Genomic DNA, 15033 nt, shown 5'->3' with positions numbered 1-15033 from the left:
CAAAGTGTTGAAAAAATTACTCCCGCTACTGGCGCTGGTCGCTGCGCCCGTTTTCGCCAAACCACTCCTGACCGTTTATACCTACGACTCTTTCTCCGCCGACTGGGGACCAGGTCCGGCGATTAAAAAAGCTTTTGAAGCCGACTGCAACTGCGAGCTGAAGTTTGTGGCGCTGGAAGATGGCGTCTCGCTGCTCAACCGCCTGCGCATGGAAGGTAAAAACAGCAAAGCCGATGTCGTGCTTGGGCTGGATAACAACCTGCTAGAAGCTGCTTCCCAGAGCAAACTGTTCGCCAAAAGCGGCGTACCAGCCACCGCGCTCAGCGTGCCTGGCGGCTGGGACAACGATACCTTTGTCCCCTTTGATTACGGCTACTTCGCCTTTGTTTACGATAAAAATAAGCTTAAAAATCCGCCGAAAAGCCTGAAAGAACTGGTTGAGAGCGACCAGAAATGGCGGGTGATTTATGAAGATCCGCGCACCAGTACGCCGGGCCTTGGCCTGCTGCTGTGGATGCAAAAAGTCTACGGCGATAAAGCCCCGGAAGCCTGGCAGAAGCTGGCGGCGAAAACCGTTACCGTCACCAAAGGCTGGAGCGAAGCCTACGGCCTGTTTCTGAAAGGTGAAAGCGATCTGGTACTGAGCTACACCACCTCCCCGGCCTATCACATTATCGAAGAGAAGAAAGATAACTATGCCGCGGCGAACTTCGCTGAGGGCCACTATCTACAGGTCGAGGTTGCCGCCCGCACCGCAGCCAGCAAGCAGCCGGAACTGGCGGAAAAATTCCTCAAATTTATGGTATCTCCTGGCTTCCAGAACGCTATCCCGACCGGCAACTGGATGTATCCGGTCACTCAGGTTGCGCTCCCGGCAGGCTTTGACACGCTGATGAAACCGCAAACTACCCTCGAGTTTACCCCGCAGCAGGTGGCGACAGACCGCCAGAACTGGATAAGCGCATGGCAACGCGCCGTCAGCCGCTAACTTTCGGCTGGCTTCTGCCGGGCCTGACGGCGGCCACTTTGTTGGTCGCCGTCGCGCTGGCCGCTTTTCTGTCGCTCTGGAACAGCGCACCGGATGCAGCCTGGCGTACGATCGTCAGCGATAGCTATCTCTGGCACGTGGTACGTTTCTCCTTCTGGCAGGCGTTTCTTTCGGCCCTGCTTTCGGTAATTCCGGCGATTTTCCTCGCCCGCGCCCTCTATCGTCGACGCTTTCCCGGACGCACGCTGCTACTGCGTCTGTGCGCAATGACCTTAATCCTACCGGTGCTGGTCGCGGTGTTTGGTATTCTTAGCGTCTATGGCCGCCAGGGCTGGCTCGCCGAATTATTTAACGCTTTCGGCTGGCAGTGGGAGTTCTCGCCCTACGGGCTACAGGGGATCCTGCTGGCGCACGTGTTCTTTAATATGCCGATGGCCACGCGCCTGTTACTTCAGACGCTGGAGAATATCCCCGGCGAGCAGCGGCAAATCGCCGCCCAGCTAGGGATGCGCGGTTACGTCTTCTTCAGGCTGGTTGAATGGCCGTGGCTGCGTCGGCAAATTCCACCTGTCGCCGCGCTTATTTTTATGCTCTGCTTTGCCAGCTTTGCGACCGTGCTATCGCTGGGCGGCGGCCCGCGAGCCACCACCATCGAACTGGCGATTTACCAGGCGCTTAATTTTGACTACGACCCGGCGCGCGCCGCAATGCTGGCGCTTATCCAGATGATCTGCTGTCTCGGGCTGGTATTGCTCAGCCAGCGCCTGAGCAAAGCCCTTGCCATCGGGGCCAGCAACATCCACGGCTGGCGCGATCCCGACGACCGACTACACAGTCGCTTAAGCGATTTTGCGTTGATCACCGCAGCGCTCATGCTTCTGCTGCCTCCGCTGCTGGCGGTAGTATTCGACGGTCTGAACAGCAATCTGTTTAGCGTGCTGCGCCAGCCCGCGCTATGGCAGGCGCTATGGACTTCACTGCGCATCGCCCTTGCTGCTGGCGTCTTAAGCGTCATTCTGACCATGATGTTGCTGTGGAGCAGCCGCGAGCTTCGCGCCCGCAGTTACCCGCTGGCCGGACAGGCGCTTGAACTCAGCGGGATGTTAATCCTCGCGATGCCCGGCATCGTACTGGCGACCGGTTTCTTCCTGCTGCTCAATAACAGCGTGGGCCTGCCTGAATCCGCCGATGGCATCGTGATTTTCACCAATGCGCTAATGGCGATTCCCTATGCGCTTAAGGTGCTGGAAAACCCTATGCGCGACATCGCTACCCGCTATGGCACGCTGTGCCAGTCGTTGGGGATGCACGGTTTTACCCGCTTGCGGGTGGTTGAGCTTCGCGCTTTAAAACGTCCGCTGGCCCAGGCTCTGGCCTTTGCCTGCGTGCTGTCGATTGGCGATTTTGGCGTGGTGGCGCTGTTTGGCAACGAAAACTTCCGCACCCTGCCGTTCTACCTGTATCAGCAAATTGGCTCTTACCGTAGCCAGGACGGCGCCGTTACCGCCCTGCTGCTCCTGCTGCTGTGCTTTGTACTCTTTAGCGTGATTGAAAAACTTCCGGGGCGTGATGCTAAAACTGAATGATGTGACCTGGCTTTACCAGCATCTGCCGATGCGCTTTACGCTCGGCGTTGAACGCGGCGAGCGCATTGCGGTTCTTGGTCCCAGCGGCGCGGGGAAAAGCACGCTGCTAAACCTGATTGCCGGTTTTTTACCGCCCGCCAGCGGCAGTATCTCCATCGACGGTCAGTCCCATACCCATACGCCGCCCGCGCGCCGTCCGGTATCGATGCTGTTTCAGGAAAATAACCTCTTTAACCATCTGACCATACGCCACAATATTGCGCTCGGGATGAATCCGGGGCTTAAGTTAAATGCCGAACAGACAGACCGTTTGCAGGCTATTGCCGGGCAGATGGGCATCGATTCGCTGTTGGGACGCCTACCGGGCGAGCTGTCCGGCGGCCAACGGCAGCGTGCGGCGCTAGCGCGTTGTCTGGTGCGCAAGCAGCCGGTACTGTTGCTGGATGAACCCTTTTCGGCGCTCGATCCCGCTCTGCGCCAGGAGATGCTGGCGCTGGTCGCCGACGTTTGTCAGCAGCAGCAGTTGACGCTATTGATGGTGTCGCACAGCGTGGAAGATGCGGCGCGCATTGCGCCGCGTTCAATCGTGGTCGCTGAGGGGAGAATCGCCTGGGATGGCACAACTGCCGAACTGCTCAGCGGCAACAGCAGCGCCTCGTCGCTATTGGGGATTAGCGCAAAATAACCTTATGCAGGATCTCAAGATAGACCGGCATCAGCGGATGGCGGAAGGCAAAAGTCAGCGCCACTCCGGCGGCAGTCAGCATCAGCGGCGCCAGCCACATCAGGCGCGAGCGCGGCAGGAAGCGGGTTAAGCGATCGCCCGAACTTTTGGCGCTGCGCCACAGTCGCCAGCACAACCACGCAGCCAGCCACGCCAACAGCGCCGCTCCCAGCAGCAGCCACTTAAAGCTGGCGCTATGCTCATCGGCCGGAATATCAATCGCCGCTCCGGCCAGAATTCCTGGTAAAAAGTAGAGCGGCGGCCACAGCAGGCAGCCAATAATATTAGGCGGAATAAATTTCGCGACCGGCAGGTCAAGCATTCCGGCAACCATCGGCACCAGCGGGCGCGTCGGTCCAACGAATCGGCCAATCAAAATAGTGAACATACTGTGCTGATGCAGCGCATGTTCGGTTTTATCGAGCAGCGCTTTGTTTTTCTTCAAAAAAGACCAACGGTGCAGCGGCTTCTTAAAGCGCCAGCCAAGCCAGAACGAAATCCAGTCACCGAGCAAGCAACCAATAATCCCCGCCAGCCACGCCTGCCAGAAGTTAACTTCACCGCTGCCGATCAGCGCCCCCAATCCGGCCATCATTACCGTTCCCGGTAAGATAAGCCCCACCAGCGCCAGCGACTCCAGGAAGGCAACCAGCAGAACGGCTATCAGGGAATAGACCGTGGATTGAGTAATAAAGTGTTCCAGCAATGCTTGCATAATGTACCCGGTTTAAAAACGAAGCACGGATTCTCCGGAGCCGCCAATACTTCGTCAAGCCATCAATTGTTTGTATAGTTTACTGGCAGTGTTAATAATCCGGGTGATCATTTCACTTTCTTTACTTTTTATTCACATCCCGCACGGAACTCACTCGGGCTGGCGCCGGTGCATTTCTTAAATACCCGGGAAAAGTACAGTTGGTCCTCAAAGCCCACGTTGCGACCTACGGTGGCGATTGGCATCCTCGTGGTGCTGAGCAGTAGCTTGGCCTGGCTAATTCGCTGATCTTCCCGCCATCCGAGTACGCTGATGCCCAGTTGCTGGCGGAACAGATGCGATAAGCGCGACGGAGACAGGCACACATGTTGGGCGACGCTGGCAATATCAAAATGGCTGTCCGCCAGATGATCGCTGATGTACTGACAGGCATCGCGCACCCGGTTATCCAGCGGCGGGTGCAGCGACTCGTTGATCGCCTCCATGCGCCTTAGCAGCAGTTGCTCCATCAGGTTTATCGCCAGCAGCTCGGAATAACGCCCAGCCCCCTGCCCGGCATCAACAATTTGACCAAACAGTTCGCAAAAACGCGTCTGCCACTGCTCATCGGGGCGAAAAAAACCGGTCTGGGCAAAAATCGTCGGCCAGTTCAGCCATTCATGCCAGTAGGCGCGCGGCCGGAAGTAAACCCATTGGTGATACCACTCCCGGGCATCAGGGTGGCGCCCATAATGGTGAATCTCCCCCGGTGGGAACAGCAGCATATCGCCGGGTCGGCAGATAAATTGCTCTCCGTGGTTGTTGATTACCCCTTCGCCGCGGATCGTCAGGTTCAGAATATACCCCTTCATACCCAGCGGGCGGTCAATGAAGAAATCCAGATAGCCTTCTGCGTCAATTGGCGTCAGGCCCGTCACCAGATGGGCATTAAAGGAGTAACCCGGCAATAAAGGATCGTTTTGCGTTTCGGCCATAAAATCAGCTCTCCCGGAGACATTTTGGACACCAATTGTCCATACCTTGTATTTTATCGTCTGGCTGACAGCCCGTACTGCGACGTGGATTAGAAATCGAATTAAAACCCGCCTTCTCTCGGCAAAAACTGAGCACAGCGCACAATTCATACGCATTCAGCACATAACTGAAGTGTCTATAAATACGGCAGAAAAGTCCACATTGAATATTTGCACGGCGTCACACTTTGCGACCTCACAGCAATATAGTCCATAAGATTAGCGAATACAGCCTGACGGTTTTCGGCACGAATATCTACTGTTTCACCATGAATGTTTTTTAGCATGGAGTAACAGAATGGCAATTGCGATTGGCCTCGATTTTGGCAGTGATTCAGTACGCGCCCTGGCAGTGGAATGCGCGACCGGCGAAGAGCTCGCCGCAAGCGTCGAATGGTATCCGCGCTGGCAGGAGGGGCTGTTCTGCGATGGCCCGAACAATCGGTTCCGCCATCATCCACGTGATTACATTGAATCAATGGAAGCCGCGCTGAAAAGCGTCCTCGCGTCATTGAGCGCCGAACAACGCGCCGCCGTCGTGGGTATCGGCGTCGACAGCACTGGCTCAACGCCCGCGCCGATTGATGCCGACGGCAACGTCCTGGCGTTACGCGAAGAGTTCGCCAACAACCCGAATGCCATGTTCGTACTGTGGAAAGACCACACGTCGGTGGAAGAGGCGGAGGCCATCACCCGTCTGTGCCACCAGCCAGGCAAAGAGGACTACTCTCGCTATATCGGCGGCATCTACTCCAGCGAGTGGTTCTGGGCCAAGATCCTCCATGTCACCCGCGAGGATAGCGCCGTTGCCGAGGCCGCCACTTCGTGGATTGAGCTGTGCGACTGGGTCCCAGCCCTGCTTTCCGGCACCACCCGCCCGCAGGATATTCGTCGTGGCCGCTGCAGCGCCGGGCACAAATCACTGTGGCACGATAGCTGGGGTGGCCTGCCGCCGGCCAGCTTCTTCGATGAACTCGACCCCATTCTTAACCAGAACCTGACCTGGCCGATGTTCAGCGAAACCTGGACCGCCGATTTACCTGTCGGCACGCTGACCGCCGAATGGGCGCAGCGCCTGGGTCTGACGCAAACCGTCACCATCTCCGGCGGCGCTTTCGACTGTCATATGGGCGCAGTCGGTGCTGGTGCCCAACCTAACGCACTGGTCAAAGTTATCGGTACCTCAACCTGCGACATCCTGATTGCCGACAAACAAAGCGTTGGCGAACGTACGGTGAAAGGGATCTGCGGTCAGGTAGACGGTAGCGTGGTGCCCGACTTTATCGGTATGGAAGCCGGGCAATCCGCCTTTGGCGACATCTATGCCTGGTTTGGCCGCATTCTTGGCTGGCCGCTGGAGCAGTTGGCGCTCGCGCATCCGGAGCTGAAAGAGCAGATCAAAGTTAGCCAAAAACAGCTGCTACCTGCGCTGACCGAAGCCTGGGCGAAAAATCCGTCCCTCGAACATCTGCCGGTGGTGCTGGACTGGTTTAACGGTCGCCGCACGCCGAACGCAAACCAGCGTTTGAAAGGGGTGATTACCGACCTGAACCTCGCCACCGACGCTCCGGCGCTGTTCGGCGGGCTGATTGCCGCTACCGCTTTCGGCGCACGCGCCATTATGGAGTGCTTCACCGAACAGGGTATCCCGGTCAATAACGTGATGGCGCTCGGCGGCATTGCGCGGAAAAACCAGGTGATCATGCAGGCCTGCTGCGATGTATTGAATCGCCCGCTGCAAATCGTCGCCTCCGATCAGTGCTGCGCCCTGGGCGCCGCCATCTTCGCCGCCGTCGCCGCTGGCGTGTACCGCGATATTCCGACCGCGCAGGAGAACATGGCCAGCCAGGTGGAAAGTACCTTGCAGCCGCGCCCTGAGCAGGCACAACGTTTCGAACAACTCTATCAGCGCTACCAACAATGGTCGGTCAGCGCAGAACAACTCTATCTCCCTTCGACTGCAAAGGCGGAAACAGCCCCGCAATCCCAGGCAGCTCTCACCCATTAAGGACATGAAAATGACAATTTTTAATAACTATGAAGTGTGGTTCGTTATTGGTAGCCAGCATCTGTATGGCCCAGAAACGCTGCGTCAAGTCACGAAGCATGCCGAACATGTGGTGAATAGCCTCAATGCGGAAGCCAAACTGCCGTGCAAACTGGTGCTTAAACCGTTAGGCACCACCCCGGATGAAATCACCCATATTTGCCGCGACGCGAACTACGATGATAAGTGCGCCGGAATGGTGGTGTGGCTGCATACCTTCTCGCCTGCCAAAATGTGGATTAACGGCCTGACTATCCTCAATAAACCGCTGATGCAGTTCCATACCCAGTACAACGCGGCTCTGCCGTGGGACAGCATCGATATGGACTTTATGAACCTGAACCAGACCGCACACGGCGGCCGCGAGTTCGGTTTCATCGGCGCGCGTATGCGTCAGCAGCACAGCGTGGTGACTGGCCACTGGCAGGATCAGGAAGCTCATCAGCGCATCGGCTCATGGATGCGCCAGGCGGTATCAAAACAGGATACTCGCCATCTGAAAGTGTGCCGTTTCGGCGACAACATGCGTGAAGTGGCGGTCACTGACGGTGATAAAGTTGCCGCGCAAATCAAGTTCGGCTTCACGGTTAACACCTGGGCGGTGGGCGATCTGGTGCAGGTGGTCAACGCGGTCACTGAGGGTGAAATCAGCGCGCTGATCGATGAGTACGAAAGTACCTACCGACTGACGCCTGCGGCGCAAATCCACGGCGATAAGCGTCAGAACGTGATTGATGCCGCACGCATCGAACTGGGGATGAAGCGCTTCCTCGAACAAGGTGGGTTCCATGCGTTCACCACCACTTTTGAAGATTTACACGGCCTGAAACAACTTCCGGGTTTGGCCGTACAACGTCTGATGCAGCAGGGCTACGGCTTTGCGGGCGAGGGCGACTGGAAAACCGCCGCTCTGCTTCGCATCATGAAGGTGATGGCAACTGGTCTGCAGGGCGGCACCTCTTTTATGGAGGATTACACCTACCACTTCGAGAAAGGCAACGATCTGGCACTGGGCTCGCACATGCTGGAAGTCTGCCCGACCATCGCTACCGCCGAGAAACCAATTCTCGATGTGCAGCCGCTGGGCATCGGCGGTAAAGCCGATCCAGCGCGTATCATTTTCAATACCCAGACCGGCCCGGCGATCGTCGCCAGCATGATCGATCTCGGCGATCGCTATCGTCTGTTGGTTAACACCATTGAAACGGTGAAAACCCCGCACGATCTGCCGAAGCTGCCGGTGGCTAACGCCCTGTGGAAAGCCCATCCGGACCTGCGCACCGCGTCTGAAGCCTGGATTATCGCAGGCGGCGCGCACCACACCGTCTTCAGCCACGCGCTGACCCTGGACGATATGCGCCAGTTCGCCGAACTGCAGGATATCGAGCTGACCGTCATTGATAACGAGACCCGCCTGCCGTCGTTCAAAGATGCGCTGCGCTGGAACGAAGTTTATTACGGTTCAAAACGTTAAGAGGCCGTTCCCCTCACCCTAACCCTCTCCCCTGCGGGGAGAGGGGACCGATCGAGCGCAATGCCGCCTTTCTCCCTCTCCCTTCGGCTGAGGAGGAAAGTTCAAGCGCGGCCCGCCGTTCACCCTCTCCCTTTGGGAGAGGGCCGGGGTGAGGGAAACCTGACTCGCCTGCTATTTGGAGTACATTATGTTAGAAGATCTCAAACGCCAGGTACTGGAAGCCAACCTGGCCCTGCCAAAGCACAATCTTGTCACCCTTACCTGGGGCAACGTCAGCGCCGTCGACCGTGAACAGGGCGTACTGGTGATTAAACCTTCCGGCGTCGACTACAGCGTGATGACAGCCGAAGACATGGTCGTGGTCAGCCTTGAGACTGGCGAAGTGGTTGAAGGCAAGAAAAAACCCTCTTCAGATACGCCAACTCACCGCCTGCTGTATCAGGCATTTCCAACGCTGGGCGGCATCGTCCACACCCATTCGCGCCACGCCACCATCTGGGCGCAGGCCGGGCAGTCGATTCCCGCTACCGGTACCACCCACGCCGACTATTTCTACGGCGCGGTTCCCTGCACCCGCCTGATGACCGACGACGAAATCAATGGTGAATACGAGTGGGAAACTGGCGAGGTGATTGTCGAAACCTTCCGTGAAAAAGGCATCGATCCGGCGCAAATGCCCGGTGTACTGGTGCACTCCCACGGCCCGTTTGCCTGGGGGAAAAACGCCGAAGACGCTGTGCATAACGCTATTGTGCTCGAAGAGATCGCCTATATGGGCATCTTCTGCCGCCAGCTGGCACCGCAATTACCAGATATGCAGCAAACGCTGCTGGATAAACACTATCTGCGTAAACACGGGGCGAAAGCCTATTACGGGCAGTAAAACTCCACAACCGTCTGCAAGTCTGGTAGCCCGGACAGGTGCGAAGCGCCGCCTCCGGGAACGGATGCCCGCCACACCTGTATAAAACCCCAGCACCATTGCATGAACCAGGCTATAATCAGGCCTGGTTTTTACTAATGAGAGCACGGCGTAACGCAGCCACGAGAAGGTTTTTTACTGACCCGTCACTGGCGGGATACCGCGCAGGGCACCGAACTGACCTTCTGGCTAGCGACCGATGACGGCCCGCTTCAGGTCACGCTGCCGCCGCAGGAATCCGTTGCTTTCATCCCCGAATCCCAGCGCGCGCAGGTTGAACGCCTGCTGCAAGGGGAAAACGGCCACCGTCTTGCTCCCCTTACCCTAAAAGATTTTCATCGCCAGCCGGTGTTTGGCCTCTACTGCCGCGCTCACCGCCAGCTGATGCGGCTGGAAAAAAAGCTGCGCGAAAACGGCATCACGGTCTATGAAGGCGATATTCGTCCGCCAGAGCGCTATCTGATGGAGCGCTTTATCACCGCCCCGGTGTGGGTCGAAGGTGACGCGCGCGGCCAGCAGTTGGTTAACGCGCGGATGAAGCCCAACCCCGATTACCGCCCGCCGCTGAAATGGGTCTCACTGGATATCGAAACCAGCCGCCACGGCGAGCTCTACTGCATCGGTCTTGAAGGCTGCGGGCAGCGCGTCGTCTATATGCTCGGGCCTGAACCGGCCTCGCCGCCAGCCGTCAATTTTGAGCTGGAGTATGTTGCCAGCCGCCCCCTGCTGCTGGAAAAGCTGAACGCCTGGTTTGCCGCCCACGACCCGGACGTACTGATTGGCTGGAACGTAGTGCAGTTCGATTTACGTGTCCTGCAAAAGCACGCCGAGCGCTATCGTATCCCGCTGATGCTAGGGCGCGGCAACAGCGAACTGGAGTGGCGCGAGCACGGGTTTAAAAACGGCGTCTTCTTCGCTCAGGCCAACGGCCGCTTGATTATCGACGGCATTGAGGCGCTAAAATCCGCCTTCTGGAACTTCTCCTCTTTTGCGCTGGAATCAGTCGCTCGCGAGCTGCTCGGCGAGGGGAAAGCCATCGATAATCCTTGGGATCGGATGGACGAAATCGACCGCCGCTTTAATGAAGATAAACCGGCGCTGGCGACCTATAACCTGCAGGATTGCGAGCTGGTTACGCGTATCTTTCATAAAACGGAGATCATGCCGTTTTTGCTGGAACGCGCGACGGTCAACGGCCTGCCCGCGGATCGTCACGGCGGCTCGGTCGCCGCCTTCGGCCACCTCTATTTCCCGCGTATGCACCGGTTGGGCTACGTCGCGCCAAACCTCGGCGAAGTACCGCCGCAGGCCAGCCCCGGCGGCTACGTGATGGACTCGCGGCCCGGCCTGTATGATTCGGTGCTGGTGCTGGACTATAAGAGCCTGTACCCGTCAATTATCCGTACCTTCCTGATTGACCCGGTCGGGCTGGTTGAGGGGCTGGCGCAGCCCGATAACGAACACAGCACCGAAGGCTTCCTTGGCGCGCGCTTCTCGCGTGAGAAACACTGCCTGCCGGGCATTGTCGGGCAAATCTGGCACGGGCGCGACGAGGCTAAACTGCACAAAAACAAACCGCTGTCACAGGCGCTGAAGATCATCATGAACGCCTTTTATGGCGTGCTGGGCACCAGCGCCTGCCGCTTTTTCGATCCGCGCCTGGCCTCCTCAATCACCATGCGCGGCCACGCGATTATGCGCCAGACCAAAGCGCTGATTGAATCCCAGGGCTATGACGTTATCTACGGCGATACCGACTCCACCTTCGTGTGGCTAAAGCGCGCCCACAGCGAAGAAGAGGCGACGAAAATCGGCCATTCGCTGGTGGCCTTCGTCAATGCGTGGTGGGCAACAGAACTTGGCAAAGATAATCTGACCAGCATCCTGGAACTGGAGTTTGAAACCCACTTCTGCCGCTTTTTAATGCCGACCATTCGCGGTGCCGATACCGGCAGTAAAAAACGCTATGCCGGGATGATTCAGGATGGTGACGAGCAGCGGATGGTTTTTAAAGGACTGGAGACGGTACGCACCGACTGGACGCCGCTGGCCCAGCAGTTTCAGCAGGAGCTTTATCTGCGCATCTTCCGCAATCAGCCTTACCGGGAGTATGTGCGCGAAACCATTGATAAGCTGATGAACGGCGAGCTTAACGATCGGCTGATCTACCGTAAACGCCTGCGCCGCCCGCTGGCGGAGTATCAGCGCAATGTGCCGCCGCACGTGCGAGCAGCCAGGCTCGCGGATGAGCAAAACGTCAAACTGGGTAGGCCGCAGCAGTATCAGCAGCGCGGCAGCATTAAGTATGTCTGGACCACCAGCGGGCCCGAGCCAGTGGACTATCAGCAATCACCGCTCGATTATGAGCACTATTTGTCAAAGCAATTACAGCCTGTTGCCGACGGAATTCTTCCCTTTGTCGACGACGATTTTGCTACAATAGTGACAGGTCAGCTGGGGCTATTTTGATTTTTACTCATTCATTCAACCTGCAAAAAAGCAGTAAATTGAAGGGTGAGCAGGACGTGACGAACGTTCCGCCATCCAGTAATATAGCGCCCTTTCCATTCCCGGACCCAATATTGACGCATCTCCGACCTTTCTGGAGACTCTCAACTATTGCCTGCAATTAAAGAACTAAAGAGCCGAACATATATGCCTTTTACACTTGGTCAACGCTGGATTAGCGACACAGAGAGCGAACTGGGATTAGGGACGGTGGTTGCGCTGGATGCGCGCATGGTTACCCTTCTTTTCCCTGCTATCGGCGAAAACCGTCTGTACGCACGCAACGACTCCCCGATCACCCGCGTGATGTTTAACCCGGGCGATACCATCACCAGCCACGAAGGCTGGCAGCTCCAGGTTGACGAAGTTAATGAAGAGAACGGCCTGCTGGCCTATACCGGCACCCGTCTCGATACCGAAGAAGCCAACGTCGTCCTGCGTGAAGTGCTGCTCGACAGCAAGCTGGTCTTCAGCAAACCGCAGGATCGCCTGTTCGCCGGACAGATCGACCGCATGGACCGTTTCGCCCTGCGCTATCGCGCGCGCAAATTTCAAAGCGAACAGTACCGTATGCCGTGGAGCGGCCTGCGCGGACAGCGCACCAGCCTGATCCCGCATCAGTTGAATATCGCCCACGATGTCGGGCGCCGTCACGCGCCGCGCGTCCTGCTGGCAGATGAAGTGGGCTTAGGTAAAACCATCGAAGCCGGGATGATCCTCCATCAACAATTGCTCAGTGGCGCTGCCGAACGCGTGCTGATCGTCGTTCCGGAAACTTTGCAACACCAATGGCTGGTGGAGATGCTGCGCCGCTTCAACCTGCGCTTCTCGCTGTTTGATGACGAACGCTATGCCGAAGCCCAGCACGACGCCTTTAACCCGTTCGAAACCGAACAGCTGGTTATCTGCTCGCTGGATTTCGTGCGCCGCAGCAAGCAACGTCTGGAACACCTGTGCGATGCCGAGTGGGACATTATGGTCGTCGACGAAGCACACCACCTGGTGTGGAGCGAAGAGGCACCTAGCCGTGAATATCAGGCGATTGAACAGCTGGCCGAACGCGTGCCGGGCATTCTGCTGCTGACCGCAACCCCGGAGCAGCTGGGTATGGAGAGCCACTTCGCTCGCCTGCGCCTGCTCGATCCTAACCGTTTCCACGATTTCGCCCAGTTTGTTGAAGAACAGCAAAACTACCGCCCGGTTGCCGACGCTGTGGCCCTGCTGCTGGCGGGCAATAAGCTCAACGACACCGAGCTAAACGCCCTGAGCGATCTGATCGGCGAGCAGGATATCGAGCCGCTGTTGCAGGCGGCAAACAGCGACCGCGATGATGCCCAGGCTGCGCGCCAGGAGCTGGTCTCGATGCTGATGGACCGCCACGGCACCAGCCGCGTGCTGTTCCGCAACACCCGCAACGGAGTCAAAGGCTTCCCGAAACGCGAGCTGCATACGATTCGTCTGCCGTTGCCGACCCAATACCAGACGGCCATCAAGGTTTCTGGCATTATGGGCGCACGTAAAACCGCCGAAGAACGCGCCCGTGACATGCTCTATCCAGAGCAGATTTATCAGGAATTTGAAGGCGATACTGGCACCTGGTGGAACTTCGACCCGCGCGTCGAATGGCTGATGGGCCATCTCACCAGCCATCGCTCGCAGAAAGTGCTGGTCATCTGCGCCAAAGCGGCCACCGCGCTGCAGCTGGAGCAGGTACTGCGCGAGCGCGAAGGTATCCGCGCGGCAGTGTTCCATGAGGGCATGTCGATTATCGAGCGCGACCGCGCCGCCGCCTGGTTTGCTGAAGAGGATACCGGTGCTCAGGTGCTGCTGTGTTCTGAAATCGGCTCCGAAGGGCGTAACTTCCAGTTCGCCAGCAACCTGGTGATGTTCGACCTGCCGTTCAACCCGGATCTGCTCGAGCAGCGTATCGGCCGTCTGGACCGTATCGGCCAGGCCCACGATATTCAGATCCACGTTCCGTATCTGGAAAGAACCGCTCAGTCGGTGCTGGTACGTTGGTATCACGAAGGGCTGGACGCATTCGAACACACCTGTCCGACCGGCCGCACCGTTTACGACAGCGTGCATAACGAACTGATTAACTACCTTGCCGCGCCAGAAAATACCGACGGCTTTGACGATTTGATCAAATCCTGCCGCCAGCAGCACGACGCGCTGAAAGTCCAACTTGAACAAGGTCGCGACCGCCTGCTGGAGATCCACTCTAACGGCGGAGAAAAAGCCCAGGCACTGGCGGAAAGCATTGAAGAGCAGGATGATGACACTAGCCTTATCGCCTTCTCCATGAACCTGTTTGATATTGTCGGTATCAACCAGGACGATCGCGGTGAAAACCTGATTGTGCTGACCCCGTCCGATCATATGCTGGTCCCTGACTTCCCGGGTCTGCCGGAAGATGGCTGCACCATTACCTTCGAACGTGATGTTGCGCTGTCTCGCGAAGACGCACAGTTCATCACCTGGGAGCACCCGCTGATTATCAACGGCCTGGATCTGATCCTCTCCGGCGATACCGGCAGCAGCACCATTTCCCTGTTGAAGAACAAAGCGCTGCCGGTAGGAACCCTGCTGCTGGAGCTGATTTACGTCGTCGAAGCGCAGGCGCCGAAGCATCTGCAGCTTAACCGCTTCCTGCCGCCGACGCCGGTGCGCATGCTGCTCGACAAAAACGGTAATAACCTCGCCGGCCAGGTGGAGTTCGAAAGCTTTAACCGCCAGCTGAGCGCAGTTAACCGCCATACCGGCAGCAAGCTGGTTAACGCCGTCCAACAGGATGTTCACGCCATTTTGCAGCAGGGTGAAGGCCAGGTGGCAAAAGCGGCCCAGGCGCTGATCGATGCCGCACGTAGCGAAGCTGACGATAAGCTGTCGGCTGAACTGTCGCGTCTTGAAGCGCTGCGCGCCGTTAACCCGAACATCCGCGATGATGAACTGTCGGCTATCGAGAGCAATCGTCAGCAGGTGATGGACGCGCTGGCCCAGGCAGGCTGGCGTCTCGACGCGCTGCGCTTAATCGTGGTCACCCACCAGTAACG

Annotated in this window: 10 protein-coding genes; 8 read left to right on the top strand and 2 right to left on the bottom strand. The window is 57.6% G+C overall.

The features are described 5' to 3' along the window. Positions 1-4: 4 nt before the first annotated feature. From thiB to thiQ, 3 genes are read left to right on the top strand one after another with little or no spacing between them, the layout of a single operon-like run. A complete protein-coding gene (gene thiB, locus HV127_RS12095; protein WP_182236305.1) occupies positions 5-988 on the top strand; it encodes a thiamine ABC transporter substrate binding subunit in 984 nt (327 codons plus the stop codon). Further along, the gene (thiP, locus tag HV127_RS12090; RefSeq protein ID WP_182236303.1) at positions 964-2574 is read left to right on the top strand and encodes a thiamine/thiamine pyrophosphate ABC transporter permease ThiP; all 1611 of its coding nucleotides are present in this window, start codon (positions 964-966) and stop codon (positions 2572-2574) included. The genes thiB and thiP overlap by 25 nt, the downstream gene beginning before the upstream one ends. Next, positions 2558-3259 (top strand): thiamine ABC transporter ATP-binding protein ThiQ, encoded by a 702-nt coding sequence (thiQ, locus tag HV127_RS12085; RefSeq protein WP_182236301.1) that lies wholly within the window; start codon positions 2558-2560, stop codon positions 3257-3259. Before thiP ends, thiQ begins: the two co-directional genes overlap by 17 nt. Here thiQ and HV127_RS12080 read toward each other — a convergent pair. Together HV127_RS12080 and araC are read right to left on the bottom strand one after the other, a co-directional pair. Continuing rightward, positions 3246-4013, bottom strand: coding sequence for a DedA family protein (locus HV127_RS12080; RefSeq protein WP_182236299.1), 768 nt, complete (start codon positions 4011-4013; stop codon positions 3246-3248). The two genes, thiQ and HV127_RS12080, sit on opposite strands and share 14 nt — an antisense overlap. 128 nt (positions 4014-4141) lie before the next feature. Further along, the gene (gene araC, locus HV127_RS12075) at positions 4142-4987 is read right to left on the bottom strand and encodes an arabinose operon transcriptional regulator AraC (RefSeq protein WP_110272589.1); all 846 of its coding nucleotides are present in this window, start codon (positions 4985-4987) and stop codon (positions 4142-4144) included. 337 nt (positions 4988-5324) lie between these two features. On the opposite strand from araC, the gene araB reads away from it, so the two are divergent. From araB to rapA, 5 genes are all read left to right on the top strand, one after another. Then, entirely contained in the window at positions 5325-7034 is a 1710-nt protein-coding gene (araB, locus tag HV127_RS12070) for a ribulokinase (RefSeq protein ID WP_182236297.1), read from the top strand. 10 nt (positions 7035-7044) lie between these two features. Continuing rightward, on the top strand, positions 7045-8547 hold the full coding sequence (gene araA / locus HV127_RS12065; protein WP_110272591.1) for an L-arabinose isomerase: 1503 nt from the start codon (positions 7045-7047) through the stop codon (positions 8545-8547). 187 nt (positions 8548-8734) lie between these two features. Then, positions 8735-9430 (top strand): L-ribulose-5-phosphate 4-epimerase, encoded by a 696-nt coding sequence (araD, locus tag HV127_RS12060; RefSeq protein ID WP_182236295.1) that lies wholly within the window; start codon positions 8735-8737, stop codon positions 9428-9430. A 177-nt stretch (positions 9431-9607) separates the two neighbouring features. Further along, on the top strand, positions 9608-11938 hold the full coding sequence (gene polB / locus HV127_RS12055; protein WP_182240639.1) for a DNA polymerase II: 2331 nt from the start codon (positions 9608-9610) through the stop codon (positions 11936-11938). Between the two features lie 186 nt (positions 11939-12124). Then, positions 12125-15031: an RNA polymerase-associated protein RapA gene (rapA, locus tag HV127_RS12050; RefSeq protein WP_182236293.1), complete on the top strand. Its 2907-nt coding sequence runs from the start codon at positions 12125-12127 to the stop codon at positions 15029-15031. Positions 15032-15033 lie beyond the last annotated feature (2 nt).

The organism is Klebsiella sp. RHBSTW-00215, assembly GCF_014103785.1.
Lineage (GTDB): Bacteria > Pseudomonadota > Gammaproteobacteria > Enterobacterales > Enterobacteriaceae > Klebsiella.
This window is presented reverse-complemented; position numbering and strand designations above follow the sequence as displayed.

Excerpts from the sequence above, each read along its gene's own strand:
- araD (WP_182236295.1), top strand. The coding sequence starts at position 8,735 with ATGTTAGAAGATCTCAAACGCCAGGTACTGGAAGCCAACCTGGCCCTG.
- araC (WP_110272589.1), bottom strand. The coding sequence starts at position 4,987 with ATGGCCGAAACGCAAAACGATCCTTTATTGCCGGGTTACTCCTTTAAT.
- thiP (WP_182236303.1), top strand. The coding sequence starts at position 964 with ATGGCAACGCGCCGTCAGCCGCTAACTTTCGGCTGGCTTCTGCCGGGC.
- rapA (WP_182236293.1), top strand. The coding sequence starts at position 12,125 with ATGCCTTTTACACTTGGTCAACGCTGGATTAGCGACACAGAGAGCGAA.
- thiQ (WP_182236301.1), top strand. The coding sequence starts at position 2,558 with ATGCTAAAACTGAATGATGTGACCTGGCTTTACCAGCATCTGCCGATG.
- HV127_RS12080 (WP_182236299.1), bottom strand. The coding sequence starts at position 4,013 with ATGCAAGCATTGCTGGAACACTTTATTACTCAATCCACGGTCTATTCC.
- araA (WP_110272591.1), top strand. The coding sequence starts at position 7,045 with ATGACAATTTTTAATAACTATGAAGTGTGGTTCGTTATTGGTAGCCAG.
- araB (WP_182236297.1), top strand. The coding sequence starts at position 5,325 with ATGGCAATTGCGATTGGCCTCGATTTTGGCAGTGATTCAGTACGCGCC.